The 23,506-nt window shown below is 69.2% G+C and carries 25 protein-coding genes and 1 pseudogene; 10 read left to right on the top strand and 16 right to left on the bottom strand.

The features are described from left to right. Nucleotides 1–188: 188 nt before the first annotated feature. Both ACLQ2R_RS08275 and ACLQ2R_RS08270 read right to left on the bottom strand, forming a co-directional pair. Nucleotides 189–1,100 carry an oxidoreductase gene (locus ACLQ2R_RS08275; RefSeq protein WP_425958766.1) on the bottom strand — a complete coding sequence of 304 codons (912 nt, stop codon included), beginning with the start codon at nt 1,098–1,100 and terminating at the stop codon, nt 189–191. A gap of 412 nt (nt 1,101–1,512) precedes the next feature. Then, on the bottom strand, nt 1,513–2,403 hold the full coding sequence (locus tag ACLQ2R_RS08270) for an alpha/beta fold hydrolase (protein WP_425958765.1): 891 nt from the start codon (nt 2,401–2,403) through the stop codon (nt 1,513–1,515). A gap of 80 nt (nt 2,404–2,483) precedes the next feature. Here ACLQ2R_RS08270 and ACLQ2R_RS08265 point away from each other — a divergent pair, with 80 nt between their 5' ends. Beyond that, nucleotides 2,484–2,864, top strand: coding sequence for a hypothetical protein (locus ACLQ2R_RS08265; RefSeq protein ID WP_425958764.1), 381 nt, complete (start codon nt 2,484–2,486; stop codon nt 2,862–2,864). A gap of 58 nt (nt 2,865–2,922) precedes the next feature. Here ACLQ2R_RS08265 and ACLQ2R_RS08260 read toward each other — a convergent pair whose 3' ends face one another. Genes ACLQ2R_RS08260 through ACLQ2R_RS08250 form a run of 3 tightly spaced genes read right to left on the bottom strand, consistent with a single transcriptional unit; the run spans nt 2,923 to nt 3,930 of the window. Then, a complete protein-coding gene (locus tag ACLQ2R_RS08260) occupies nt 2,923–3,165 on the bottom strand; it encodes a hypothetical protein (RefSeq protein WP_425958763.1) in 243 nt (80 codons plus the stop codon). A gap of 55 nt (nt 3,166–3,220) precedes the next feature. Next, complete coding sequence (locus tag ACLQ2R_RS08255; RefSeq protein WP_425958762.1) at nt 3,221–3,631, bottom strand: ATP-binding protein; 411 nt, start codon at nt 3,629–3,631, stop codon at nt 3,221–3,223. Then, entirely contained in the window at nt 3,628–3,930 is a 303-nt protein-coding gene (locus ACLQ2R_RS08250) for a hypothetical protein (RefSeq protein ID WP_425958761.1), read from the bottom strand. The genes ACLQ2R_RS08255 and ACLQ2R_RS08250 overlap by 4 nt, the downstream gene beginning before the upstream one ends. Nucleotides 3,931–4,122: 192 nt before the next feature. On the opposite strand from ACLQ2R_RS08250, the gene ACLQ2R_RS08245 reads away from it, so the two are divergent. Both ACLQ2R_RS08245 and ACLQ2R_RS08240 read left to right on the top strand, forming a co-directional pair. Continuing rightward, nucleotides 4,123–4,977: a helix-turn-helix domain-containing protein gene (locus tag ACLQ2R_RS08245; RefSeq protein ID WP_425958760.1), complete on the top strand. Its 855-nt coding sequence runs from the start codon at nt 4,123–4,125 to the stop codon at nt 4,975–4,977. Between the two features lie 24 nt (nt 4,978–5,001). Next, nucleotides 5,002–5,313: a DUF397 domain-containing protein gene (locus ACLQ2R_RS08240; protein ID WP_425958759.1), complete on the top strand. Its 312-nt coding sequence runs from the start codon at nt 5,002–5,004 to the stop codon at nt 5,311–5,313. A 47-nt stretch (nt 5,314–5,360) separates the two neighbouring features. On the opposite strand, the gene ACLQ2R_RS08235 is transcribed toward ACLQ2R_RS08240, so the two are convergent. After that, nucleotides 5,361–5,651, bottom strand: a complete 291-nt coding sequence (locus ACLQ2R_RS08235) for a hypothetical protein (RefSeq protein WP_425958758.1) — start codon at nt 5,649–5,651, stop codon at nt 5,361–5,363. Between the two features lie 84 nt (nt 5,652–5,735). On the opposite strand from ACLQ2R_RS08235, the gene ACLQ2R_RS08230 reads away from it, so the two are divergent. Then, nucleotides 5,736–6,176 (top strand): hypothetical protein, encoded by a 441-nt coding sequence (locus ACLQ2R_RS08230; RefSeq protein WP_425958757.1) that lies wholly within the window; start codon nt 5,736–5,738, stop codon nt 6,174–6,176. Nucleotide 6,177: 1 nt separating this feature from the next. On the opposite strand, the gene ACLQ2R_RS08225 is transcribed toward ACLQ2R_RS08230, so the two are convergent. Then, nucleotides 6,178–8,304, bottom strand: coding sequence for a hypothetical protein (locus ACLQ2R_RS08225; RefSeq protein WP_425958756.1), 2,127 nt, complete (start codon nt 8,302–8,304; stop codon nt 6,178–6,180). Nucleotides 8,305–8,501: 197 nt separating this feature from the next. Here ACLQ2R_RS08225 and ACLQ2R_RS08220 point away from each other — a divergent pair, with 197 nt between their 5' ends. Then, nucleotides 8,502–8,729, top strand: a complete 228-nt coding sequence (locus ACLQ2R_RS08220; RefSeq protein WP_425958755.1) for a hypothetical protein — start codon at nt 8,502–8,504, stop codon at nt 8,727–8,729. A 680-nt stretch (nt 8,730–9,409) separates the two neighbouring features. Here the strand turns inward: ACLQ2R_RS08220 and ACLQ2R_RS08215 are convergent. Continuing rightward, on the bottom strand, nt 9,410–9,766 hold the full coding sequence (locus ACLQ2R_RS08215) for a hypothetical protein (RefSeq protein ID WP_425958754.1): 357 nt from the start codon (nt 9,764–9,766) through the stop codon (nt 9,410–9,412). A 302-nt stretch (nt 9,767–10,068) separates the two neighbouring features. Here ACLQ2R_RS08215 and ACLQ2R_RS08210 point away from each other — a divergent pair, with 302 nt between their 5' ends. Next, the gene (locus ACLQ2R_RS08210) at nt 10,069–10,689 is read left to right on the top strand and encodes a hypothetical protein (protein WP_425958753.1); all 621 of its coding nucleotides are present in this window, start codon (nt 10,069–10,071) and stop codon (nt 10,687–10,689) included. Nucleotides 10,690–10,996: 307 nt separating this feature from the next. Beyond that, complete coding sequence (locus ACLQ2R_RS08205; RefSeq protein WP_425958752.1) at nt 10,997–11,785, top strand: alpha/beta fold hydrolase; 789 nt, start codon at nt 10,997–10,999, stop codon at nt 11,783–11,785. A 181-nt stretch (nt 11,786–11,966) separates the two neighbouring features. Here ACLQ2R_RS08205 and ACLQ2R_RS08200 read toward each other — a convergent pair whose 3' ends face one another. The 3 genes from ACLQ2R_RS08200 to ACLQ2R_RS08190 all read right to left on the bottom strand — a co-directional run bounded on the left by ACLQ2R_RS08200 (nt 11,967) and on the right by ACLQ2R_RS08190 (nt 14,556). Then, entirely contained in the window at nt 11,967–12,962 is a 996-nt protein-coding gene (locus ACLQ2R_RS08200; protein ID WP_425958751.1) for a hypothetical protein, read from the bottom strand. 200 nt (nt 12,963–13,162) lie between these two features. Continuing rightward, nucleotides 13,163–13,969, bottom strand: a complete 807-nt coding sequence (locus ACLQ2R_RS08195; protein WP_425958750.1) for a hypothetical protein — start codon at nt 13,967–13,969, stop codon at nt 13,163–13,165. A gap of 14 nt (nt 13,970–13,983) precedes the next feature. Then, complete coding sequence (locus ACLQ2R_RS08190) at nt 13,984–14,556, bottom strand: hypothetical protein (RefSeq protein ID WP_425958749.1); 573 nt, start codon at nt 14,554–14,556, stop codon at nt 13,984–13,986. Between the two features lie 356 nt (nt 14,557–14,912). Here ACLQ2R_RS08190 and ACLQ2R_RS08185 point away from each other — a divergent pair, with 356 nt between their 5' ends. Continuing rightward, nucleotides 14,913–15,350, top strand: coding sequence for a hypothetical protein (locus tag ACLQ2R_RS08185; protein ID WP_425958748.1), 438 nt, complete (start codon nt 14,913–14,915; stop codon nt 15,348–15,350). A 904-nt stretch (nt 15,351–16,254) separates the two neighbouring features. On the opposite strand, the pseudogene ACLQ2R_RS08180 reads toward ACLQ2R_RS08185, so the two are convergent. Further along, nucleotides 16,255–17,523, bottom strand: a pseudogene (locus ACLQ2R_RS08180) (RNA polymerase sigma factor); the annotation flags it as partial. A 198-nt stretch (nt 17,524–17,721) separates the two neighbouring features. After that, a complete protein-coding gene (locus ACLQ2R_RS08175) occupies nt 17,722–18,051 on the bottom strand; it encodes a YciI family protein (RefSeq protein WP_425958747.1) in 330 nt (109 codons plus the stop codon). Nucleotides 18,052–18,375: 324 nt separating this feature from the next. Between ACLQ2R_RS08175 and ACLQ2R_RS08170 the strand changes: the two genes are divergently transcribed. Further along, nucleotides 18,376–19,056, top strand: a complete 681-nt coding sequence (locus tag ACLQ2R_RS08170; RefSeq protein WP_425958746.1) for a DUF998 domain-containing protein — start codon at nt 18,376–18,378, stop codon at nt 19,054–19,056. 27 nt (nt 19,057–19,083) lie between these two features. Here the strand turns inward: ACLQ2R_RS08170 and ACLQ2R_RS08165 are convergent, their stop codons facing one another. After that, nucleotides 19,084–19,998, bottom strand: a complete 915-nt coding sequence (locus ACLQ2R_RS08165; protein WP_425958745.1) for an endonuclease/exonuclease/phosphatase family protein — start codon at nt 19,996–19,998, stop codon at nt 19,084–19,086. Between the two features lie 82 nt (nt 19,999–20,080). Further along, nucleotides 20,081–20,731, bottom strand: a complete 651-nt coding sequence (locus tag ACLQ2R_RS08160; protein WP_425958744.1) for a DUF4352 domain-containing protein — start codon at nt 20,729–20,731, stop codon at nt 20,081–20,083. A gap of 614 nt (nt 20,732–21,345) precedes the next feature. Between ACLQ2R_RS08160 and ACLQ2R_RS08155 the strand changes: the two genes are divergently transcribed. Beyond that, the gene (locus tag ACLQ2R_RS08155) at nt 21,346–22,419 is read left to right on the top strand and encodes a serine/threonine-protein kinase (protein WP_425958743.1); all 1,074 of its coding nucleotides are present in this window, start codon (nt 21,346–21,348) and stop codon (nt 22,417–22,419) included. On the opposite strand, the gene ACLQ2R_RS08150 is transcribed toward ACLQ2R_RS08155, so the two are convergent. After that, nucleotides 22,409–23,293, bottom strand: coding sequence for a serine/threonine-protein kinase (locus tag ACLQ2R_RS08150; RefSeq protein WP_425958742.1), 885 nt, complete (start codon nt 23,291–23,293; stop codon nt 22,409–22,411). The genes ACLQ2R_RS08155 and ACLQ2R_RS08150 overlap by 11 nt on opposite strands. Nucleotides 23,294–23,506 lie beyond the last annotated feature (213 nt).

Genomic DNA, 23,506 nt, shown 5'->3' with positions numbered 1-23,506 from the left:
TAAGCGCACACTATTTCTTTGCGTGGATGTGAAGCCGGAGAAGGGTGGGATCGTGTACGTCGTCGACGCCGTCTGTGTGCGGGTGGGAAACGTCCGGCCGCCTGCTCGACGTCCCGACCGTCACCCGCGAGACCACGACCGGCCGGGTGGTGTGGTGGTCTCGTGACGGCTCTGCCTCGCCCGGCCGGTCAGGCTCCTGACCGTGGGGCGGAGCCGAGGCGGGTCAGCTCCTCTCGTGAGAGCCGCAACGCACCGGCGGCGACGTTGTCGGCCAGGTGATCCGGGTCGCCGGTGCCGGGGATGGCCAGCACGTTCGGTCCCTGCTGCAGCGTCCAGGCCAGCCGGACCTGCGCGGCCGTCGCCCGGTGCGCGCGGGCGACGGCCACGACCTCCTCGCTGTCGGCGCCGCTCGTGCCCGCCTCCCGTCCGACGCCGGCGATCGCGAAGAACGGGACGAACGCGATGTCCTGTTCCGCGCAGGTACGCGGCAGGACGAGGTCATCGGGCCGAAGGCCGAGGCCGTAGGGGTTCTGCACGCACACCACCGGGGCGATGGAGCGGGCCTCGGCCAGGTGCGCGGGTGTGGCGTTGGACAGGCCCAGGTGGCGGACGAGCCCGGCTTCGCGCAGCTCGGCCAGCGCGCCGAAGTGCTCGGCGATCGAGCCGGTCACGCGACCGGAGGGAATGCGCAGGTTCACCACGTCGAGGTGGTCGCGGCCGAGCTGGCGCAGGTTCTCCTCGACCTGTCCGCGCAGTTGCTCCGGGGTGGCCCACCACCACTTTCCCGAGGGGTCCCGCCCCGGCCAGACCTTGGTGGCGATGACCAGGTCGTCGGGGTAGGGAGCCAGCGCCCGGTTGATCAGTTCGTTGGCCGAGCGCAGCGAGGAGAAGTAGAACGCGGCCGTGTCGATGTGGTTGACGCCCAGTTCGACCGCGCGGCGCAGCACGGCGATCGCCCGGCCGCGATCGCTCGGGGTGCCGTCGCCGAACGCCTCGCCGTTCTGGGGCAGGCGCATCGCGCCGAATCCGATCCGGTTGACCGTCAGGTCGCCGAGCTTCCAGGTACCCGCGGCCGCCGCGGTGATCGTCTCCGAGGTCATCGTCGAAGTCTGCCACCCCATCGACGGCTACGACTTCGTGGGCGGTGACGCCTCGGGAAACGTCGGGGGCGCGGGCAGCCGGTCCGGGCGGTGGGAGGCAAGGGGCTTCGGGCCGATCACGAATACGGACCGGAGCGGACGACGCGTGCCCTCTCCCCATCTGTTCGGACGTGAAGCATTCGGTCCTGGCCTGGATCGGTCATCCCCCGGCCAGGATCGGCAGGCGAGAGCTCACGCGCCTGAATACTCCGAGCACACCGAGACTGTCGCGTCGCTGGGGGGGCGTGAAGTTCTCCGGCGGACACATCGTGATCGTGGCGAACGGCGCTGGTAGGCCACCGCCATGGCGCGTGGACAGCTCACCGATCCATGGCCCGGCGCGAGGCCGGCGGCGATACGCGCCCGCGCTGTCTCACGGCCGGTCCTGGAGGAAGTCCCGCAGGTGGGCGGTGAGGACGGCGGGCTGGTCCTCGGGGATGAGGGTGTAGCTGTCGGCGATCTCGACGAGCCTGGCCTGCGGCATCAGCTCGGCCAGGCGGTGGGCGTGGGAGAGGGGCATCACGCGGTCCTCGGCGGCCCAGGCGACGAGGACGGGGCGGTCGAAGGTGCGGAGCGCCTCGGACCAGGCGAGCAACTCGGCCTTCGGCGGGATGCTGAGGACGTACGTGCGCAGGTCCCGGCGCACTCCGGCGGAGTCGAGCACGGGACGGAACCAGGCGTCCATGATCTCGGGCGGCACCGGCCGCTTGGTCATCCAGCCCCAGGTCATCGGGAGCCGGCGCACGGGCCTCAGGCGGAGCAGGGTGAAGGCCAGGGCCAGGCCGCCGGGCAGCCTGGCGGACGTGACCAGGTTGCGGCCGGGCAGGCCGGGCGGGTAGTTGTCGAAGGCCTCGCAGGAGGTGAGGACGAGCCGGCCGATGCGGGACGCGCGGCCGTCGGCCACGAGGCTCTGGGCGCCGCCCCAGTCGTTGAGCACCAGCGTGACATCGCTCAGGCCGAGCCGCTGGAGGAACTCGTCCACCAGCCGGGCCACACCGAGGATCGACAGGTCGGCGTCCGGGCGCATCGGACGCCGGTGCCCGCCGAGCGGGAGGACGGGGACGACGCAGCGGTAGTCGTCCCGGAGCCCGGCGACGACGTGACGCCAGAGCGAACCGTCCATCGCGACGCCGTGCAGCAGGACGACCACCGGGCCGTCACCGCCGGTGTCCTGGTAGTCGATGGTTCCCGCCGAGAGTTCCACCTCGGGCATGAAGACCCCCTCGCGCTCGTGACGGCGGACGCCGGGGCTCGCCGCCGTCACGGCCTCCTACGGACTGCCCTCTCCCCGGACTTTTCAGTGCATGACGCTCGAAAAGACCCTCTCATGTGGGGTGGACGCTGGTGGCGTCGGCATGGGTGGCCGGTACCCTGCTGCCGTCGGCACTGGTCCACCGGTTCGGCAGGATCTGGCCACGCTGGGTGCTGCCGTCGGCGGGACGCGACGTGCCGCGGTGGCTCGTACTCGGCCCCGCCCTGTTCGTCGGTGCGAGCCTGGTCGGTTACTTCGGCGTGGCCGGGATGGCGGCATGGGTCCTCGGCAGGGGCAACCTGGCCCGGGCCCCGGTCTGGAAGCTGTCGATGGAGATGGTCGGCTACACCGCGTGGGGCCTGGGGCTGCTCGCCGCCGCCATGTCCTACCACGGCCTGACCAGGACGCACTGTCCTTCTTGGCTCACCGTCCCTTCTCTCGCCGTCTCACGCGTCCCGCGAACGTCGTCCTGATCGGATCGGCGATCGACCGCCGGACAGGACGCGGTCCAAGGGGTGGCGTGAGCCCGGCTCATCGCGCGAGTCCGTGGAGCAGGGCGGCCCACAGGGCGTCGGCCTCTGCGACGGGGTAGCGGTTGCTCTCGTGGATCGACGGGTTGTTTTGCGCGCGGGTGGTGCGGCGGATGAACCTCCGTCCGCCCGCCTGGCACAGCTCGTAGAAGACCGGGTCGCAGTCGCAGGTCCATCGCACGATCCGGACCTGCTCGTCTCCGCGTACGGGGTGCCAGGTCAGCGGCTCGTGGTGGGATCGCACGGGAAGGACGTGCGGGGCGAGGCAGCGGGGTGGGCATTCCCAGCGGATCACAGAGTCAGCCTTCGCCCAGCTGGAACCAGACGACGCGTCCGGTGAGGATCTCGTACCAGCCCCAGGCCGACGACAGCTCCCGTACCAGCCAGAGGCCACGTCCTCCGCCGCTGTCGGCGGTGACGTCCGCGCAGACCAGGGGGTGATGTCCGGCTGTCGAGCCGGCGTCGATCACGTCGATGTGGAGCGTTCCATCGTGGTGGGCGACGGCGACGGTGATCCGCCCGCTGGGGCAGCGTCCGGAGTCGGAGTGGCGTACGGAGTTGGTGACGAGTTCGGTGAGCAGAAGCAGCGCGTCGTCGGTGTGCGGGTGGTCGAGTCCTTTGAGGAGGTCGCGGACGTAGCGTCGGGCCCGGGGGACGGCGGCGATCTGCGCGGGCACCTCGATCTGGCCCAGCAGCCCGAGGGCCTTCACCGCGTCACCTCGACCAGCCGCTCGGCCGCCTCCCGCATCCTGCTACGCCCTCGCTGCTCCCGCCCTTGTGGAGTGCGGTCGCGTGGGTCCGGCCGGTCTCGCCGCCTCTTCCAGGTGAACACCGACGTGCGGCCCCGCTGGGTTGCGATGACTCTCGGCCGATCCAGCGGCACGAAGATCTCCATGCTCGGTTGCCGGTCCGACGAGAGCCTGACCACGGAGTCGAACCCGAGATCGTTCAACTCCCAGGCCAGCTCCAGCAACTCACCACCCCACCCTTGAAGATCATGAACCCTCATCCGCCTACCTGCCCTTCGTAGCCAGGGGTGCCATCAGCACCTCTCGGTGACTCAAAGTCACTGGATATGCACCTAGAGGATGCAGGGGGGCGAGGTGCCGTGCAACGAGATTGGCAAATTGCTCGGGAAGTAACTTCAACACTTTCTGTTACTGATCCGCTACCGTTGGCTTCGACTCAAGGAGGGGTGAATGTGAAGCAAACCGCAAGTCCCACGGTGCGCAGGCGCCGTCTGGCCTCTGAGCTGCGACGCTTGCGCGAACGGGCTCAACTGACGATGGAGGAGGTGGGGGAGCAGCTTGGCTGGTCGGCTACGAAGATCTCGCGGATCGAGACGGCCCGTGTCAGGGTGGCCCTCACCGACACCGGGCGCCTTCTCGACCTCTACGCGGTCGACTCCGCCAAGCGGGGAGAACTACTCGACCTTGCGAAAGATGCTCGCAAGAAGGGATGGTGGCAGGCTTACGGTGATCTTCCTACGGAGTACACCACCTACATCGGGCTCGAAGCCGAAGCGACCTCAATGCGAAGCTTCGCGCCAACGATCTTTCCCGGTCTTCTCCAGACCGAGGACTACGCTCGCGCCGTGATCCGCTCCGCCTTGTCCTTCTCGTCTCCAGGCGAGATCGAGCGCCGCGTCGAAGTCCGCATGGCTCGACAAGCGCTTCTTGCTCAAGACGGGCCCCTGCGCCTCTGGGCAGTGCTGGACGAGGCCGTCATTCGTCGTCCCGTCGGCGGACCTGCGGTGATGCGCTCCCAACTCAAGCGGCTACTCGACATAACCGATCTTCCCAACGTCACCATTCAAGTCCTGCCGTTCGCTGTTGGAGCCCATCCGGGTACGAACGGCGCATTTGAGATCATGGAGTTTCCCGAACCTGCTGACCCAGATGTGGTGTTCATGGAGAACTTCACGGGAAGCCTCTACATAGAGCGAGAAACGGACGTTTACCGATACAGCCTGACTTTCGATCACCTTCGGGCGAAAGCGCTGGACCCGGACGGCTCCCGCCGCTTCGTCGCCGAAGCGGCTTCCCAGTTCGAATGACCACTCCGCGAAAGGAAATGTGGAATGTCCATATCGGAACTTCCCCAGGTGACGTGGCGTAAAAGCTCACTCAGTGGGAACGGGCAAAACTGCGTCGAGATCGGTCTCTGGCGCAAGAGCTCGCTGAGCGGCGACGGCCCCGCCTGCGTTGAAGTCACCCTCGCCGATAGCTTGCAGGCTGAGTCCACACCGGCTGCTGACCTGCTCGTTCTGATGCGAGACTCCAAGGACCCCAGCGGCCCCGTGCTGGCCTTCATCTCTGCCGAGTGGGATGCCTTCCTCGACAGCATCAAGGGTGATGGCTTCGAGGACCTGGAAGCGCGTCACGAGGCGTGACGTGAGTCGATGGCGTCGGCTCATGGTCCGATATCGAGTCGGACGTGTCACTGTCGCGCGGCGGAAGGGGAAACCTTCGCTGGGGCAGCCCGGATCTCCTCTTCGAGCGCGTCGACGAGTGCCTTGGCCGCCTGGCGCAGACGTGTGCGACGGGCGGTGAGGTCTTCGGTGAAAGTCCGGGCCTTGGGCCCCACCCACACCGACCGGCCGGCGAACTTGCCGTGTGCCGGGTCAAGCGCGGCCTCCAGGATGGCGACCCTCGCCCTGACCTCCGTCAACGTCTGTTCCAGCATCTGACGCCGTGGATTGGGCACCAGATCTTCCGGACCAGGATTCATATATCCCTCTTGGAGGCCGATACATCGGGTGGACTATTGGACATTATTGGATCTACGGCACCACGGCCAGTCTCGGAGGAATGCATGACACGTTTGGCATGGCGCGGAGTCCTGATCGGAGCGGTGGTGCTGGCGGCCTCTGGATGCGGGAACAGCGACCCCACAGCGGCCGAAGCGGGGGAGATCCTTAAGTCACACATAACTGAGCTGATGAAGGAAAGTCATGTTCTGGACGTCCGTATCACGGATTCCGGCGGGCGTGATATTCCATGTGGGGAAGGAAGGGCTAGAAGGACTTTCGCAGCTACCGCCAAAGATGCTGCACCGCAACGCGAGCCTGATGGGCTTAACACCTACTTGGTTGGTGAACTCTCCTCGGTTGCCCCCTATCGGATCGTCGAAGACCCGGGCAACGCCCCTATCCGCCTTGCCAATGAGACGTACAAGACGGTGATCATCTTGGAATCACCGGCTAACGGACAGTACAGAGTAAGGGGCGAAACCGAATGCCTTCCGATCTTGTGAACTAGCTGTCGTAGGCCAGCCCGCGCTCTCTGCCTCGTTTGTTGCCGCCTTCGAAACGACTCGCCATCTTTTCGGAGAGGTCTCCCACAGATAGATCGTCTTTGCTGCCCATCCCGTTGGCGACCGTCCACCTCTCGAACGCCTCAAGCCCATCGTTCCCCTCTTTGAGCAGCTCGGAATGCGGTCTGAGATTTCCTTTGGCGTCGGTGAGGGGAACATCGGGTGGCTTGATCAGCTCGGAGAAGGGCTTGAGGTTGCCCTTGGCATCGACGATGGACGCGCGGCCGGCCTGAAACTCTGCGGGTGTCACCTTGGGGACAAAGCCGTTGGCCATGAGGATCTGCGCGTACGTGTGCTGCCGACCGAGGGTCGCGGCTCTTTCGCCCTTGTTCACCCCGTCCATGCGGGTCACGTCCTCGTCGATGAAGGCGCTGTGGGCGGAGAGACTCGTGCTCACCGCGAACCAGAAGTAGCCCATGGCCGCGGTGGGGGCGAGGTAGAGGCCGGCCACTCCGGCAGCGGTGTCGCGGAAGAAGTTCACCGTGTCCTTCTCCTGTTTGGCGATCATGTCCAGGTCGCCCTGGACCTTCTCGACGGCGGCCAGCTCGAAGCCTCGTACGTTGCCCAGGGCGGTGAAGACCCGGTCCAGGTGGTCGACGTCCCCGGTCTGCCGAGCCTTCGCCGAGGCGTCGGCGATGAGCTTCTGGGAGAGGCCGCCCATCGCCCGGTCGAACGGGGCGAGGTTCGCCGGGGAGTCGGCGAAGGTCTTGAGGAAGCGGTAGGTGTCCTCCGGGCTCAGGGTGAACGCCGACGTCATGCCGAAGGCCGAGGTGAAGGGCTTGAGCGTGCTCTCCTCGGTCATGTTGGCGTCACCGATGTTCGCGCCCTCGGTGATCTCGGCGGCGTACGCGCCGGCCAGCGTCGACATGAAGACCCGGGCTTTCGGCGCGACCTCCATCGGGGAGTCCGTGTTCCCGCCGGGGTCCTTGAGGTTTCCCATGACGGTCATGACGTTGAAGGCGAACTTCGCGGCCTCGGGACTGTGCGGGCCCTTCTCGTAGGCCCCGCCTCCGGCGGCGAGCATCCGGCCGAATTCGGTGCCGATCTCGAAGTCCATGCTCTTCGGTCCCAGCCAGGAGGGTTTCGGGAGTTCCACCCCCAGGGGGGATAGGTAGGTCTTGAAGGTTCCCAGGCGGTTGAGCTCGGTGAACACGTCCCTGAGGTCCTCGCGGGACATGGCGTTGAACAGGCTCCTGGCAGCGTCGGGGTTGTTCGCCAAAGCCGGTAGCAGTGGGACGAGGTCGGTCTCCCAGCGCCGGGGGCGGGTGCCGTCGCCGCCGTCGACGGGCTTGCCCACCCTGCCCCGTGCTATCTCGGTGAGCCACGCGGCAGGGAACATGCCGTACCGGAGCAGGGACGCCAGCTCGTGGTCCGACGCCTTCTTGAGGGTGCCGACCTGCCAGTCGGAGCCGAGCACGGCCGGTTGCGCGCCGACCGCCGCGGCCAGGGCGTCGCCCATGACCTTCCGGTGCTGGTCCGCCACCTTCTTGTCGTACTGGTCCAGGCGGCCGATCATGCCGAGCATGCCCTCGGGGCCGACGGCCCGGAAGAAGCCGGCGGCGAGGTAGGCGTCCTTCCGTCCTTCGGCGAGCCTGCCGAGAATCCGGTCGTAGGCGGCGTTGGACCGGCCGGGGGAGAGCTCGTGCAGACGCTTGAACTCCGCGCCGAGCTCGGCGCCCTTCTTGACGCTGCCGCCCACCGGGGACTTCCCCGTCTTCTCGTCGTAGGGCAGAACCCCCCACGGGAACGCGTCCTGGCGCGGGCCGCCGATCCACATCGAGCCCTGCTTCAGGCCGGGGGGAGCCGGTCCCAGCATGGGAAGGTCCTCGTTGATCGTTTCCAGGCGCCGGCGCAGCTTGGGCAGCTCGTCGCGGACCCAGCCGCCGACCTCCCTGATCGGATGCAGCCCCGCGGCCGGGACGTCGGCCGCCGCGAGCAGTCGCCCGATCCGCTCGGACTGCTCGTCGATCACGTCACGGCCGCGCTCCAGCTCGGAGATGAAACCGTCCATCTGGGTGGGGTCCATCCCGCTGAAGTCCGGCGACAAGGGCCCTGCTCCCGGTTCCATGGAATCCACCATCCCCCTTGTCCCATTTTCGGCTATTTAACTCTAACGTCACGGCGAGTTCTGTGAAAAGCGGGATTCGGACAAATGTGGTGTGTGAGCTTCGGTGCCTCCGAATGCGTGGCGAGACAAATGCTTTGTGCGCTTAGATCGACCCTGGTCATTGGTGCTCTCGTTCACGATTATCACGAGGAGATCGAATGCGCGAGAAGTCGCGGCATGACAATGAGCCTCTGGCATGGCTGGTCCGCGGTGGCCGGGACGGCGAGATCGAGAGCGAGGCACTGGCCGAGAACCTCGCGATCGTCGCCTGGCGGGGAATCGGCGACATCTCCACCTGCGAGAACTGGCAGGCACTCAAGGCCGAGGTGCGGCGGCCTATCCGGAGGCTCCTCCGGGCGTCGTCTCCAACTGGACCGGCCAGTTGACCCGGCAGCTCGGGTATCACGCGCGGCCGTTCATCCTGATCGAGGAGGCGGAAAACAGGCTCCACCGTGCGGCCTCGGTGTTCGGAGTGGACGAGTTCAGGCAGGCCGTGCCGCGCCACCAGCGGCCCCGGGTCCACCAGGACGCCGACCTCACCTTCGGCAAACTACTCCTAACTGCTGGAGGACCAGTGCCGATGGGAGGCGCTCGGCTGGAACATCGACCACGGAATCCTCCTCGACCACATCAGGGACGTCCGCAAGGTGCGCAACGAGCTCATGCACTTCTCTCCCGACCCGCTCTCGGACGATCAGTACAGGGCCGTGCACGGCCTGCTGGCCCTCCTCCGCGCCGCCGACCCCCGGCCGTAACGGAACGAGACCGTACCCGGCGGTACGAGATTCACGGTCCTTGGCTGAACTCGCGCGGTCCACGGCCGGCCGTCGCCTGGTCGACTCCCCGCTCGGTCCGGGGAAGGGGTCGCGCGCGATACTTTCGGTGCGGCCGGACGCGGCTCGTGCGCACGGCTTCCACCGAGCTTCGGGCCGGCGGCCGATCGGCAGAAAAGGCCCGACAGCAGGCGTCGTGCCGCCGTTCTGGGACATCTACTGCATCGATCTGGTGACCGGCTGAACCTGCAGAGCCTGCTGCCGGTCATGTCCTTCTTGTGCGGCCTGGTCGTTCAAGGATTCCGGGGTCCTTCACCCGATTGCCGAGGGGTTCTCTCCGCCGGATCGGCCGATGAGGAACCAAGGGTGATGGGCCCGGTGAAGTCATGCCCCTGCAGGACGGGACCGTGCACGGTGCCGCCGATGGTGTTCGTCACGGTGTCACCACCCGGAGCGGACGCGGGACCGGCACTCTCCGGTGACGTTCCGGGAACCCGCCGCGCGAGCGCGAGTCCGTAGACGGAAAGCCCGACGCCGATGATGCCGGCCACACCGCCCACCACGCTGGCGAGTTTGTCCGCGTCGTCAAGCCCCGCCACCGCGAAGTGGACGCCGAGCCCGGTGATGACCAGACCGACGGTCAAAGCCACTGTCCAGGTGAGCGTACGGTGCCGTCCTGCCATGTTCCCGGCCCCGCCTCTCGCGTAGCGATCGGATGATGAGAGCCACCGCCTCAGAATCCGCACCGGGAAAGAACCCGTCAACCCTCCCGACACGCTGAAACCTCGCCATGTCGCCCCCGGCCGCTGCGCGCTGGAGCAGTTCTCCGTTGAGGCGGTAGCTTTGGGCCGTCAGCTCTGGAAAGCGACGGGTCGGCATCAATGGGTGACCCCGGCAGACCCTCAACCTTTCGGGACCGCTCTGGTCCTTTATCCACGAAGAGAGACCGCAGATGCACGACGAGATTCCCTTACGCTACCGCGAAATCATTTCCTACTATTGTGAGCTGGTCGAGTATCGGGAACACTTTTGTTACACCGTGACCATGCCCCTTCTTGTCGACGAGGCTGTTCATCGCATCGGTATGCACGGGAAGGACCTTCTCCCCGCGGACGGGCACGACACCCTTGCCGAGGAGGGATGCCTCCTCATCGGGCAGTCCGGACAGGCCGTGGTCACGTTCGACGAGGCGGGGGTCGGCCGCTTTCTGCGTGGCGAGGTCGCCCTCGCCGAGGGATGTGATCACGGGGTTGTGCAGTGGGATTCCTGCAATCTGATGTTCTCCTACGTGCGTCGCGACGGAAGCGGCGGTAGCTGGGACGAAGAGGCACGCGATGACAGGGAGGAAGGCGAGGTCATGGTCGCGGCATTGCGACAGGGGCCTCTCGCGGAGTATGCCGACCTGTTTCACCGCTATGTCCAGGCGGATGAGGCCGACGACGAGGAGGCGGACCCGGTCTACCTGCAGGCCGTCATGCTGACCGTTCTCGAACTGGAGACGGGTGTGAGACTCGACGGACGGATCGTCGATGACCTTCCCTGTGTCCTTCACGTCCCACCAAGCTTGCGCTGAAGAGCGCCGGGGATCTCGGCAGCAGACTGGAACCGCGCGCCGAGGCACTGGGCAGGCCCACCGCGTGGTGGCGTTCACCTCGTCGCAACCGTCTCCCGGGTCGGCGGGCACCTCGTCTTTCACCATGACCTTGTTGCCGCTCCTATAGAAGCGGACGCGGCCGTGGAGATGTTCCTCGCCACCTACGGGTGACGACCGCGTCCCTCGGACGTCGTCGCCGGCCGCCGGAAAAGTCGTCGCGACCACGGCGCCGGGCTGTTACGAAGAGGGCGGTGCAGGGGAGGGCGAGCGGAAGGTGACGGGCGACATGGCTTACAGGGACGGCGACGGGAGCACGGTCGGGGAGGTCCTGGCCGGTGGTGTGCCGATCGTGGCGGAGGACCACGGTGGGCAGGGGCAGGACGTGCTCCTGCTGCACGGCGGAGGGCGGACGCGCGAGGACTGGGACGCCTTCGCGGGGTTCCTTCTCAGCGCCGGGTTCCGGCCGGTGGCCATGGACCTGCGCGGCCACGGCGAGTCGGGCGCGGCACCGTGGGCGTGGCGGGACGTGCTGGGGGACGTGGCCGCCGTGGTGGAGGCGTTCGGGCTTCACCGGCCCTTGATCGTCGGGCACTCGCTGGGAGGCATGGTCGCCGCGTTGTGGGCCGGGGAACATCCGGAGTGCCCGCTCGCGGTCAACCTCGACGGTCACGGAAATCCCACGCGGCCCGGGCAGTTCCTCGGCCTGGACGAGGAGGCCGCGGCGCGTGCGTGCCGGGAGATGACGGCCTTCCTGGAGGAGATGGGGCAGGGGCTCCCGGAGTCGTTCCTCCAGGTCATGCGGGAGATAGACGCCCTCGACCGGTTCGCCGCCTACCGGGCGGCGCGATGCCCGCTGCTCGTCGTCAGCGGTGACGCGCGGGCCTTCGCGGGGGTGTTCCCCGACCATCTCGTCCCCGCCTGGAACGCGTACTGCGCGTGGGTGGAGCACGAGCTGCGGACGGCCGTGCGGGAGGCGCCCCTGGTGCGGGCGGCGTCCCTGCCCACCGGGCACGACCCGCACCGGGAGGACCCGGAGGGCCTGGTGCGTCTGCTGATCGAGCAGCTCGCCCGGTAGGGCGGGACGTCGCCGCGCGCGTGATGTGAATCCGTCCATGTCGTCGGCGACGGCGGGGCTCTGCCGCCGGAGGTGTGGCGGAATTCGTGCTTCTTCAGGGACCCGTGCTCCTTCAGGGGCTCGTGCTTTCCCGAAGATGCGCGTTCCCGCGGGCCGGTGTCATGGGCGGGTTCGCCTTCGGTCATCGGAGGCGGATCAGCCAGGCCACGATCGATGCCAGCCCCGGGCAGGAGATTCCCGTCGGCCGTGATCTCATCCAGGACAGCCCGCTCGACCTCGACCTCGGTCCCGACCAGAGGCCGCGTCCGTTCGATCGGTGGCTCGGTGCCCTTCTGCGGTGACGCCCGGCGCCCGGCGAGGTGGCCGGCCCGGATCGGTCGCGCGCGAACGGGACCTGTTCGCGCGCGTGGGGGGCTCGCTCATGTGCGCGCCGAGTCCGCTCGCGTACGTCCCAGGCCCGCTCGCGTACGCCCCGGGCCGGCTCGTCGGCGATCCGGGTCCGATCGTCCGTGGTGCGGGCCTGCCGGTTGGTGAACCCGGCCTGGTCGCGGATTCCCGACAGTGCGGCGCGCAGGCCGCTCACCTCCTTCCCGGCGGCGGTGAGCTCGGCGCGCAGGGTCCGGACCTGTTCGGCGGCCTCCTCGTGCAGCCGGCGCAACTCCACGACGTACTGCTCGCGCAGCGTGGACAGCTGGTAGTCGAGCCGGCAGGTACGGATCCTCTCGGCGGTGGTCTCCTCCCGTGCGGTGTCCAGCTCCCGCCGCAGCGCCTGGTAGGCGTCCTGCAACCTCTGGTTGTTCGCGGCCAGGGCCTCGGCGCGTCGCCATTCCTTCTGTTGCAGGCTCAGCGCGCGCGTGGCCAGCGCGGTCTGGTCGGCGGCCTTCCGCTCGGCGGCCGCCAGGAGGTTCTCGGGATCGGTGATCTCCCGGTGGACGGGCTCATGCGGGACGACGGTCACGGTCGGTGTCTCACCGAGATCGGGGCTCCGGACGGCGCGGTGCACGTCGGTGGTTCCGCTCTCGCCGGTCTCACCGCCGGGCCGGATCTGATCCGGCGGCCCGCAGTACTCCCGAAGCGGTACGGTGCCGGCGCAGGCGACGTGGCACTCACCGTGGGAGTGGCCACACGCGCGGCTCGACAGCCTCGTCGATCCGTTGGTGCCGATCGTGTCTGTCACACCGTCAAACTACCTATTTTCACTTATAGTGAAATTGACGACACATAGAGTGATATCAAAAGTTGAAGGTACTTTGATCCTTCGTCGCCGTAGCCGCCGTCGGCCGTTTTCCCGTCGGGCGGCCGGTTGTGAACGTCGCCCCTCCGCGGAACGGCGACCCCGGCTTCCTGTGGGACCCGGCTTCCCCGCGGGACGGGGCTTCAGCTCTTCTCGGGGCGGTCGGCCGTGAGCATCAACGGGGTGCCCACCCCGTGCAGGGAGGCCGCCTCGGCGAAGAGGGCGGCCAGCCATCCCAGGGCGTCCGTCGACCACTCGGTGAGGACGCCGTGGAAGGTGACCCGGTGCCGGGCGGGGCCGTGCCACAACTCGTCGATGACCGGGGACGCCGGGATCGGGTGGTCGTCGGTCAGGGAGAACGAGTCGCACACCAGGACGTCCTGATCGAAACCCCGCATCCACCGGAGCATCCCGGGTGCCGCCGAGCGGACGGACGGGTCCTGCCCGCCGTCCAGCGTCACCCGTACCGGCGTCCTGCGGCGCGGATCGCCGTCGGCGAACCAGCCCGCGTCCTGGAGCAGGGGGATCACGCCGCCCAGGGGCGGTGACGTTCCCGCGGACGGGTCGGGGCCCCGTACCGGAACCGGAAGCAGGACCTGGACCGCTCGCAGGGTCAGGTCGCCGAGGCGTGCCGTGACGTCGCCCGCGCACGACAGGAACGCCTGGACCGGCAGCGGCCGGTCCTCGGGGACCGGTGCGGTCAGCGAGACCTGGAACCACGCGATGTGCGACGGCTCCGGCCCGACGCCGGGGCCCTGCCCGGCGTCGTTCATCCCCCAGAGGCCACCGGACGCGCTCCGCGTGGCCTCGGTGAGCCATCCCATCGCGGAGGACCTGGCGAGGAACAGGCTGTAGGCGTCCGAGGAGGCGACGAGAGGATCGCGCCACGGGTGCAACGCCAGTTCGCCGTGCAGTGCCACGAACATGGTGTCGTCGGGTTCGATGCTCACGTCGCCCTCTTCCGCTATCGCCGGCAGTAGATGTTGCGGCTCGGTGTGTAGAGCTTGCCCGGGTCGTCGGCCAGGCCGACCAGGTCCACGTCGACGACGCTACGCCATCCCGTCAGGCCGCCGTTGACGCACGCGGCGCGCCCGGTCGCGCGGTTGCCGGCGCCGCCCCCGGACCGCACCGTCTGGCTGCCCGGCGCGCCGGCGTTCCTCCAGACGCCGTCGGAGTAGTACTGCTGGAGCTGCACGGTGACGACCGCCAGGGTGGCGCTGCAGTTGCCGTTCAGCCACCAGCCGTGCCCGGAGGCCTCGAAGGCGGACGAGGAGACGTGGACGTAGTCCCCGTAGGTCTGGAAGACGCAGTACGCGGACGCCGACCGGGCGTCCCGCGAGGAGGAGGGGCCCCTGTTCTCCAGGCGTGCCTCGCCTCTGGCGGCGGACCGTTCGGAACCGGGGGCCGGGGCGGGGGAGGGAGGGGGCGCGGGGGAGGACCGCACCGGAGCCGCGATCGCCGTGGGCGGTGAGCCCCCGAGGAACACCGCGCCTGCGATACCGGCCGTGATGGAGATCGTACGAAGTGATCGACGCATGATCGTACCTCCGAGCTGGGTGGAGCGTGGGCAGAGGTCGTTCTGCGAGCCTTGTCCGGTAATCGAGAAAGGGCGCGGTTCCGATCCCGTATGAATGGTGCCGGACCTTGGTAAAGGTGTCATTCTCGTTCTGTGGTGTCAATGGAAATACTTTTATCGACGTTGTTCGGCCAGGCCGTTGACATGGGGTTACTTGCCGAAATGGGCTGTCTGTGAATTATTGGCCGCTTTCCCTTTATGTCCCATCGAAGGCTAGGGTGCTGTGGTGGTAATTCATGATAAATGCGGAAAGATTGCTTCGCGTTTGGGTGTCGCGACGTCCGGCATCGTGTGATCCGTGCCGAATGCCGGACGGTGTGTCTACGGCGACCCGGTGCCTCCCAAGCGGCCCGGACGATAGGGTCCACTGGCTCGACGCCTACGCCAACTCCCTCTACCGCTCCGTCAAGAACGACCGGGACGGGCACCCGCTCGCCGCTCTCCTCGACGCCGCCGACAGCGTCCGGTTCCTGCTGGAGCTGCTCTTCGCCCTCGATCGCCGCTCGCGCCCCTACAACAGGTACCTGGAATGGGAGCTCGCCCGCCACCCGCTGCCCGGCTGGGACGCCGCCGTGCTGCTGGACGCCGTGCGCCGCGTCTCGGGAACCGGTGACGTACCTCTGCAACGGAGCCTCTTCGCCCGCGTCGAGGCGACGGCCCGGCGCGCCGGGCACGGCGCGGTGCTGGACGCGTGGGGCGAGGACCTCGATCTGATGCGACCGGGACAGGAGCTGTCGCCCGAGGCTCCCATGTAATCAGAGATCGCCAGGGGCTCTCATGTGATCGTGACGCCGCCCGGCGCGACCTCCTCGGCCGCTACGGTCCTGGCGGGCCCTCTGCCGGTGACCTCTCCTGCCTGGAGCGGAGCCGGTCGAGGGTGTGGCCGGTGGCCTGCTTGAACAGGTACGCGGCCCGTTCGTAGGAGAGCCTGCGGCGGCCGGTCTCGGGGCACAGGTCACCGGGGGCGGGGGGACGGCCGGGTCCCGGCCTGCGGTCGGACAGGAACAGCGGTCCCCGGCGGCGGCCCGCCACGAGGCCGGGGAGGAGATCGGCGGTGCCGGAGCGCCAGCGGATCCAGCCGGAGGCCGTCCTGCCACGCATCCCGGCAAGGTCGAGGTCCTCGACGTCGAGCGCGAGCGCCGCACCGGGACCGGCCGCGCTCTCGTGGATCAGCAGCCACAGGGCGCGCTCGCGCGGGGCGACGTCCCGCCGTCCCACCAGGGCCTCGACGTACGAGCGGTCGAGGGGACGGGCGCGCCCCCGGGGCTCGTACCGGCGGACGAGGCCGGCGGCGAGGTCGGTGCGCAGGTCGGTGCCTGGGTCGAGGGCGGGTTCGTGGTCCGGGTCGCGGGTGGTGATCCAGGTGGAGAAGGAGCGGACGGCGCCGCGGTGCCGGTTCCAGGTCGCGGCGGCGGCACCGCCCCACGCGGAGGCGAACACCCCGGCGACCCGCCCGGCGCTCACCTCGGTCAGCGGGGTGGCGTCACCGAGGTCGCGGCGGAGCCGGTCCATGGTCTGCGCGTAGGAACGGACGGTCGAGGCGTCCAGGTCGTCGCGCGACAGGAACGCCGCCGCGGCCTCGGCCAGGGTGACGGCCCCTCCCGGCCCGCCCGCCTCCCAGGCGGACCTCTCCGGAGCGGACGCCTCCCGTACGACCTCGTCGGCGCAGGTCGCGGCGCGTTCCAGGAGGATCGCGCGTTCGGGCAGGTTGCGGGTGAGACCGGCGGCGCGTTCGAACTCCCGCCGCGCCTCCTCGTGGCGGCCGAGCCTGGCCAGCAGGTCGCCGCGCACGCTGGGCAGGCGGTGGTAGGCCCGGAGCGACGGTTCACCGGTCAGCGTGTCGGCGAGTTCCAGCCCCCTTTCGGGGCCGTACGCCATGGCCAGCGCGACCGCGCGGTTGAGCTGCACGACCGGCGTGGGCAGCACCCGGGCGAGCGCCTCGTAGAGGGCGGCGATCCGCACCCAGTCGGTCTCCTCCGCCGTGGGGGCCTGGGCGTGGCACACGGCGATCGCGGCCTGCAGCACGTACGGGCCGAGGGGGCCGCCGCACTGCCGGGCGCGCAGCAGGGCCGCGACGCCGCGGTGGATGAGAAGCCGGTCCCAGCGCCCGCGGTTCTGCTCGTGCAGCGCGACCGGCCGGCCCGACGGATCCGTCCGGGCCGCCGACCGTGACGCCTGGAGCTCCATCAACGCGACCAGGCCGTGCACCTCGGCCTCGGCGGGTGCGAGCCCGGCCAGCAGGCGGCCCAGGCGCAGCGCCTCCTGGCAGAGGTCCTGACGCATCCAGTCGTCGCCCGTCCCGGCCGCGTACCCCTCGTTGAAGATCAGGTAGACGACCTCCAGGACCGACGACAGGCGGCTCGCGCGGTCGGCCCCCTCGGGGATCTCGAAGGGGACGCCGAGGGAGGCGAGGGTCCGTTTGGCCCGGACGACGCGCTGCGCCACGGCCGGTTCGGAGACCAGGAACGCGCGGGCGATCTCCTCGGTGCTCAGGCCGCCGAGGAGCCGCAGCGTCAACGCCACCCGCGCCTCGGCCGGCAGCGCCGGGTGGCAGGAGACGAACATCAGCCGCAGGACGTCGTCGCCCACCTCGTCGTCGAGGGCCGCGTCGACCTCGGCCTGGGCCTCGTCGGAGACGTCCTGGCGGACGGTGAGCTCGTGGGCGAGCCGCTCGTGCCCGCGGTCGAGCCGCTCGCCGCGCCGCAGGTGGTCGACGGCGCGGCGCTTGGCGACGGCCATCAGCCAGGCACCCGGGTTGTCCGGTACGCCGGCCCGAGGCCACCGTTCGAGGGCGGCGAGGAGCGCGTCCTGCGCGAACTCCTCGGCCAGTCCCACGTCGCCCACCATCCGGACGAGCCCGGCGACGATCCTCGCCGACTCCATCTTCCAGACCGCGTCGACCGCGCGGTGGGCGTCCCGGGATGTCACCGCTCGATGAGAGCACCGGTCCGGGCGGGTGCGCAAGGACCCGTCCGATCAGATGTGCAAGAGCCCGTCCGGCGCCGGTTCCGCGTGCGCCCGCGCGGGCGCCCCGGCCGGAGCCCTCGTACGGCCGGAGCGCCCCCGTGCGGCCGGCTGTGAAGGGCCTGATCGCGTAGCCCGCCCGGCCCGGCCCGGGGCGTCGGATCAGTTGTCGGGGCCGAAGACCTGCTGGATGTCGCCCTCGCCGTCCCCGAGGATCTTCCAGAAGCGGCGGGAGAGCTCGATGGCCTCCTCCTTCGACCGGGCCTCGATGAGCGCGAAGCTGACGATCGCCTCCTTGGCCTCGGTGAACGGTCCGTCGGTGACGGTGACCTTCCCTCCCGAGGCGCTCAGGTGCGTACCGGCCGGGTCCAGGCCACCGGTCGCCAGCAGCACCCCCGCCCGGGTCATCTCCTCGATGAAGGCACCCATCTCGGCCATCATCGCCTCGTCCGGGGGAGCCATATCGCCCTTGGTGGTCATAAGGAATCGCATCGTCGTATCTCCCTCTGGTGTTCGCAGGACCGATCCTCGCCGGTTCCCGGCTACGCGTCGACCGGAGGGGGCCGATATCGACAGGGACGTCCTGACCTGGGCGGTGGTGTGATGTGACAGGGAATGCGCCGTGACAGGGAATGCGGGAAAAACGGCATGCCCGCAGGCCGGAGGCCCGGGGCGGCGGCGGTGTCGCGTTCGGCCCGGCTCGTTCGACGCGTCAGCGAGGCCGGGCGAGACCCGGCGGGCACGAGCCACAGCGCCGGTCGAGACCGGCGGGCGAAGGAGAGCGACGGGACCCCGTCGCGGCAGAGAGGAACACCCATGACCGCCGTCCAGCCCACCCCCCTTCCCGGTGCCGTCACCGACCGCCCCGACGGGTCGGTGACGCGGGCCCTGCTCGCCGGAGGTGTCGCCGCCGGGCCCCTGTTCGCGATCGTGTCGCTGGCGCAGGCCTTCACCCGGGAGGGCTTCGACCTGACGCGTCACCCCCTGAGCATGCTCGCCACCGGTGACCTCGGCTGGCTCCAGATCGCCACCTTCCTGCTCAGCGGCGCCCTGACCGTCGCCGGCGCGCTCGGGCTGCGCCGCGCCATGCGGGGTACGCCCGGCGGTACGTGGGCACCCCGGCTGATCCTGGTCAGCGGCGTCGCGATGGCCGCCGCGGGCGTCTTCGTGATGGACGCGGGCGACGGCTTCCCCGCGGGCACCCCGCTGGGCCAGACCGGCACGCTGAGCCGGCACGCGCTGATGCACATGATCGCGGGATCCATCGCGTTCACCGCCCTCATCGCCGCCTGCTTCGTCCTGGGCCGCCACTTCTCCCGCGCCGGACGTCCCGGATTCGCGGCGGCCTCGCGGGTCAGCGGCCTGATCTTCGCCGTCGGCGACGGCTGGGCCATGTCGGGAGGGCGGGCCGGATCACTGACCCTGGCCGTCGGGGCGATCACGGCCATGACCTGGGTCGCCGTGACGTCGGCGGACAAGCGCGCCGCGCTTCGATAGGGATCGTGTGTTGGAGACCCGTCCACGTCAGCCGAGGTTCAGGCCGGCGTAGACGGGTTTGTGGTCGGACGAGCCGGCCCCCTGGGCCACGTGGCACCGCACGACGCTTCCCCTGGGCGCGAAGAGGTAGTCGAGCTTGCGCTTCACGACGCCGCCGTTCTCACCGGCGTGCTTCTCCGTCCAGCGGCCGCTGCGGCCACCCTTCTGGTCGCACTCGGCGTAGGCCGCGTAGACGGGCGCCAGGATGCGTCTCTTCACGGCCGTGCCCTGCCGGCTGTCCGGCGGGGGCAGGTTGAGGTCCCCGCCGAAGACGGCGCGGTAGCCGGGTTTGGCCACCGCCGCCAGCAACTCCCCGACCTGCTTCCTCCGGAAGGGCGCGTCCGGCCTGTTGTCGTCGTAGGACAGGCCGGAGCTGAGGTGGGTGCCGCAGACGTGGACCCTCCTGGCCGGGACGGCCGCGCAGAGCGCCATGCGCCCGGCGTACGACGGGGGAGAGGTCAGCGCGTGGGCCCGGAAGACGGCCGCGTGATCGGCGACCGCGACGGCGACGGCGATGTCGCCCCGCGGGCGCCCCTGCCGGTCGGGCGCGCAGACCTTCGGCGAGCCGTCCTTCAGCGTGAGGACCGAGGACCGCACGGTCCAGGCCCGCCGGGTCGCCTGCTCCAGGACGCCCTCCAGCACGGCCGTCCCGCCCGAGCAGAACTCCTGGAGGAGGATCACATCCGGCCTGATCGCCTGGCCGGTCGCGTACCGGCCGATCTCTACGGCCACCTCCCGCATGTCCCGGCCGTAGAGGAGGCAGGCGGGATTGGTGCCGGCGCAGACGTTCCAGCTCATCACCGACAGGGCCGGGGACGACACCTCGGCCTGGGCCTGTCCCGTCAGGAGCGGGGCCACGGCGACCAGCAGGGCCGGCCCCGCCATCCGCTTCCTCGTGGTCATCACCGGCCATTGAAGCATGCCCGGATCACGGCCTGAGGCGTTCTCCTCGGCCTGCCGGAGCCGTACAACAGTGCGTCACAGGTCAGTCGTTCAGAACGACGGTGACCCCGTCGGAGAAAACGGAGTCGTGTAGTTCGATCGCCTTGATGGTGAAGTTCTCGGGGACGTCGAAGAGAAGAATCCCGTTGACCGTGTTGCCGGGATTGATGGTGTTGAGAAAGGCGTTGGAGTTCTTCAGTCCGAGGGCGGCGCCCGAATCGGTGTCGTACTGCCTGCCCCGGGCGTCGATGAGCTTCTGCGCGGAGTCGACGAACAGTTGCGACTCGTCGCCGATGTTCCTCACGGTGACGTGCACCAGGATGTACTGCCCCTGGGCGTCGGAGCCGAGGTATCGGTCGCCGACCCGCTTGACGCCCTTCTCGACCCTGGTGACCTTGAAGGAGAACTTGCCGTCCCTGACGGTGTCGCCGGGTCCGGCCCGCTTCGGCTCGCTCTTCCTCTTCGTCTTCGTCGGGGTGGCGGCCTCGGCGGCCGTGGTGCCGGTGCGGTTCGCGAGGTCCCCGCCGTCTCGGCCGCCTCCGGCGAGGAGCCCGCCGAGGACCACCAGGCCGGCGAGGACGGCGGCGCCGACGAGGGTCGCCCGCAGGCAGCCGCCTCCCTTGTGCCGCACGATCACGGTCTGCGGAGGGGGCTGGAAGTGGTCGTAGTTCGGGTGGTGGGGGTTTCCGTGCATGACGAGGCTCGCTTTCGGGACAGCGGTGGGTCGAGCGACACCAGTGAATCATGCTGTGAACTAAGCGCACAACTCTAAAAATCGTGACTGTGTACATGCTGTGTATCGGCGTCGCGTGGTGGACCCCGTTCGCGCCCGGCCGAACCGCGCCCCGGGGGCGACGGATCACCCGGAGGGCGTGCACCGCCCTGCGTGACCGATGGTGCGCGTCCCCCGCGTGACAGGTGACGCCCCGTCGCCGGGCGGTCCGCGAACCCGGCCGTGGTACGGGTTCCGAGGTCGTCGTCCCCCCCCGATGACGGCGGCGGGTCCGTATTATTTGTGCCGTGTTCTCAGCCGGTGGTCCCGCCCCTCACCATCACCGCAATGCCGACGGGTACGTTTCCGGCCGGCCTTCCTGGTGGCGCCTTCCGCTCAGCCTGATCTGGGCGTTGGCGCCTTTGTACACCGCCGGATTCGCCACGCCCCTCGTCATCGGCCATGCCGCGATGCAGTTGAGAAATAGGATCGCCGGATTCGCGACCGGTGTTTACGGTGTTCTTCTGCTCGCCTATATCGTTATTTCCGGCATATATGGCGATAACGACCCCACGACCAAGGAAGCGCCGGTCGACGTGATCGTGGGAATCTGGATCATCGTGGGCTGGCTGGGGGGCACGGCACACGCGTTCATCCTTCGATCGGCCGTCTTCGAGACCCGGCCGACGGTTCACCCCTCCTCGGAGGCATGGCGGTACGCCCCCGCGCCACCGCCTCACCACCGGACGCCGTCGCCCCCGGACGTGCCTTACCGGGCTCCCGCGCCTTCGCCCCACCAGGTCTCCGCCTCCCGGCCCCACCCGGTTCCCCCGATCCCGACGCCGTCCTTTCCCCCGTCTCCCCGGTATCCGGAGGACACCGCGTCCGGCGCGCCTCCCTTCGAGTGGATCGGGCCGTACCGGCTGAACCGGAAGATCGGAGAAGGGGGGCAGGGGGCGGTCTACCTCGGGTACGGGCCGGGCGGGCAGCAGGTGGCGGTCAAGGTGCTGCACAGCCGGATCATCGGCGGCGCGACCGAACGCGAGAGCTTCGTCAGGGAGGCCGCCATGGCCCGGCGGGTGCGTCCCTTCGCCACGGCCAGGCTGATCGACGTCGGCGTCGTCGACGACATGGCCTACATCATCAGCGAGTACGTGCCAGGCCCGTCACTGGAACGGCTGGTCAGGGACGAGGGGCCGAGAGGCGGCGACAGCCTCACCCGGCTGGCCATCGGGACGGCGGCGGCGCTGGCGGGCATCCACTCCGCGGGCATCGTGCACCGGGATTTCAAGCCGGCCAACGTCCTGCTGGGTCCGGACGACCCACGAGTGATCGACTTCGGGATCGCCAGAGCGCTGGACCAGGTCACGATGACCTCGGGCGTCCTCAAGGGCACCATGGCCTACATGTCCCCCGAGCAGATCTCCGGCGAGCGGGTCGGCCCGGCCTCCGACGTCTTCAGCTGGGCCGCGACCATGCTCTTCGGCGCCACGGGCGAGCACGCCTTCGGCGCCGGTTCCACCCCTCTCGTCTACCGGAAGATCGTCAACCATCATCCGGATCTGTCCGTGTTGCCGGTGGGGCTCCAGGCTCCGCTGGCCGCCTGCCTCGCCAAGGATCCGAGGGGCCGGCCGACGGCCGCCGAGGTGATGATGCGCGTCACCAGCTGATCCGGGACAGCGCCCCGGCGTACAGGTGGATCGGCCTCGTCGCCCGGTCGACCACGCCGGGCAGCGGGGGCAGGTCCCTCACGAACGGCAGGAGGCGGTGGAAGACCTCGTCGGCGCGCTGCGGACGCCGATCGGGTTCCCTCTCCAGCAGTGCCGCCACCAGCGTGCCGAGCTCCTCCGGCACCGCCGTTCCCAGCGGCGCCGGGGGACGGCCGGCGTGTTCGCCCATCCCGATGCGGCCCGTCGGCTGGAAGGCGCGCCCGCCGGTGAGCATCTCGTACAGGACGCAGCCCACCGAGTACAGGTCGGTCAGCGCGCCGGTCCTGCCCTCGTGGAACTGTTCGGGAGCCATGTACGGCTCGGTGCCCGGCGCGCTCGTCGTTCCGGTGATCACCGAGAAGTCGGGTGACCCCTGAACCGTCGCGACCCCGAAATCCAGCACGATGAGGGTCGCGTCGCGACAGAGCATGAGGTTGCCCGGCTTGAGATCCCGGTGCACGAGCGAGCGCGCGTGCGCCGCCGACAGCACCGCGCAGAGCTGTGCCCCGATCAGAGCCGCCCAGGGAACGGGGAGGCGCTCGTGCATGTCGAGCACGTGCGTGAGAGGCCACCCGTCGACGAACTCCATCACGAGGAAGAACCCGTAGTCGTCCTGTCCGAAGTCGTGGACGGAGGGCACTCCGGGATGACGGAGCAGGGCCATGATCCGGGCCTCGCGCCTGAAGCGCCTGACGGTCTCCTCGGTGAGCCTGTCGCCCCGGACACGCTTGACGGCCACCTTGCGGTTCAGATGGAGGTCGACGCCCTGCCAGATCTCTCCCATGCCGCCCCGGCCGATCGGCTCCTGGAGCTCGTAGCGCTGCGCGACCAGCATGGGACTCCGTTTCTCGCATGTTGGGTGTCGATCGCCTGACCGGAGTATCAGACAAGGCCGTCGAGAAGATAGCCGAGATCCGGATACTACCGGTGGCACCGAAACAACACGGGACGGAGAGGGGGCCTCGTCTGGCCCCGGGTGCCTGATCACTTCGACACGGTCAAGGTCGGTAGGCGCCTCTTTGTCTGAGATGCGATCAAGGCGACTTAT

The organism is Streptosporangium sp. DT93, assembly GCF_049844535.1.
In the GTDB taxonomy this organism is placed as follows: Bacteria; Actinomycetota; Actinomycetes; order Streptosporangiales; family Streptosporangiaceae; genus Streptosporangium.
Note: the sequence above shows the minus strand (reverse complement) of the source record. Positions and strands in the feature narration are given on the sequence as shown.

Excerpts from the sequence above, each read along its gene's own strand:
- ACLQ2R_RS08275 (WP_425958766.1), bottom strand. The coding sequence starts at position 1,100 with ATGACCTCGGAGACGATCACCGCGGCGGCCGCGGGTACCTGGAAGCTC.
- ACLQ2R_RS08250 (WP_425958761.1), bottom strand. The coding sequence starts at position 3,930 with ATGAGGGTTCATGATCTTCAAGGGTGGGGTGGTGAGTTGCTGGAGCTG.
- ACLQ2R_RS08240 (WP_425958759.1), top strand. The coding sequence starts at position 5,002 with ATGTCCATATCGGAACTTCCCCAGGTGACGTGGCGTAAAAGCTCACTC.
- ACLQ2R_RS08235 (WP_425958758.1), bottom strand. The coding sequence starts at position 5,651 with ATGAATCCTGGTCCGGAAGATCTGGTGCCCAATCCACGGCGTCAGATG.
- ACLQ2R_RS08230 (WP_425958757.1), top strand. The coding sequence starts at position 5,736 with ATGACACGTTTGGCATGGCGCGGAGTCCTGATCGGAGCGGTGGTGCTG.
- ACLQ2R_RS08225 (WP_425958756.1), bottom strand. The coding sequence starts at position 8,304 with ATGGAACCGGGAGCAGGGCCCTTGTCGCCGGACTTCAGCGGGATGGAC.
- ACLQ2R_RS08220 (WP_425958755.1), top strand. The coding sequence starts at position 8,502 with ATGCGCGAGAAGTCGCGGCATGACAATGAGCCTCTGGCATGGCTGGTC.
- ACLQ2R_RS08210 (WP_425958753.1), top strand. The coding sequence starts at position 10,069 with ATGCACGACGAGATTCCCTTACGCTACCGCGAAATCATTTCCTACTAT.
- ACLQ2R_RS08205 (WP_425958752.1), top strand. The coding sequence starts at position 10,997 with ATGGCTTACAGGGACGGCGACGGGAGCACGGTCGGGGAGGTCCTGGCC.
- ACLQ2R_RS08190 (WP_425958749.1), bottom strand. The coding sequence starts at position 14,556 with ATGCGTCGATCACTTCGTACGATCTCCATCACGGCCGGTATCGCAGGC.
- ACLQ2R_RS08175 (WP_425958747.1), bottom strand. The coding sequence starts at position 18,051 with ATGCGATTCCTTATGACCACCAAGGGCGATATGGCTCCCCCGGACGAG.
- ACLQ2R_RS08170 (WP_425958746.1), top strand. The coding sequence starts at position 18,376 with ATGACCGCCGTCCAGCCCACCCCCCTTCCCGGTGCCGTCACCGACCGC.
- ACLQ2R_RS08165 (WP_425958745.1), bottom strand. The coding sequence starts at position 19,998 with ATGACCACGAGGAAGCGGATGGCGGGGCCGGCCCTGCTGGTCGCCGTG.
- ACLQ2R_RS08160 (WP_425958744.1), bottom strand. The coding sequence starts at position 20,731 with ATGCACGGAAACCCCCACCACCCGAACTACGACCACTTCCAGCCCCCT.
- ACLQ2R_RS08150 (WP_425958742.1), bottom strand. The coding sequence starts at position 23,293 with ATGCTGGTCGCGCAGCGCTACGAGCTCCAGGAGCCGATCGGCCGGGGC.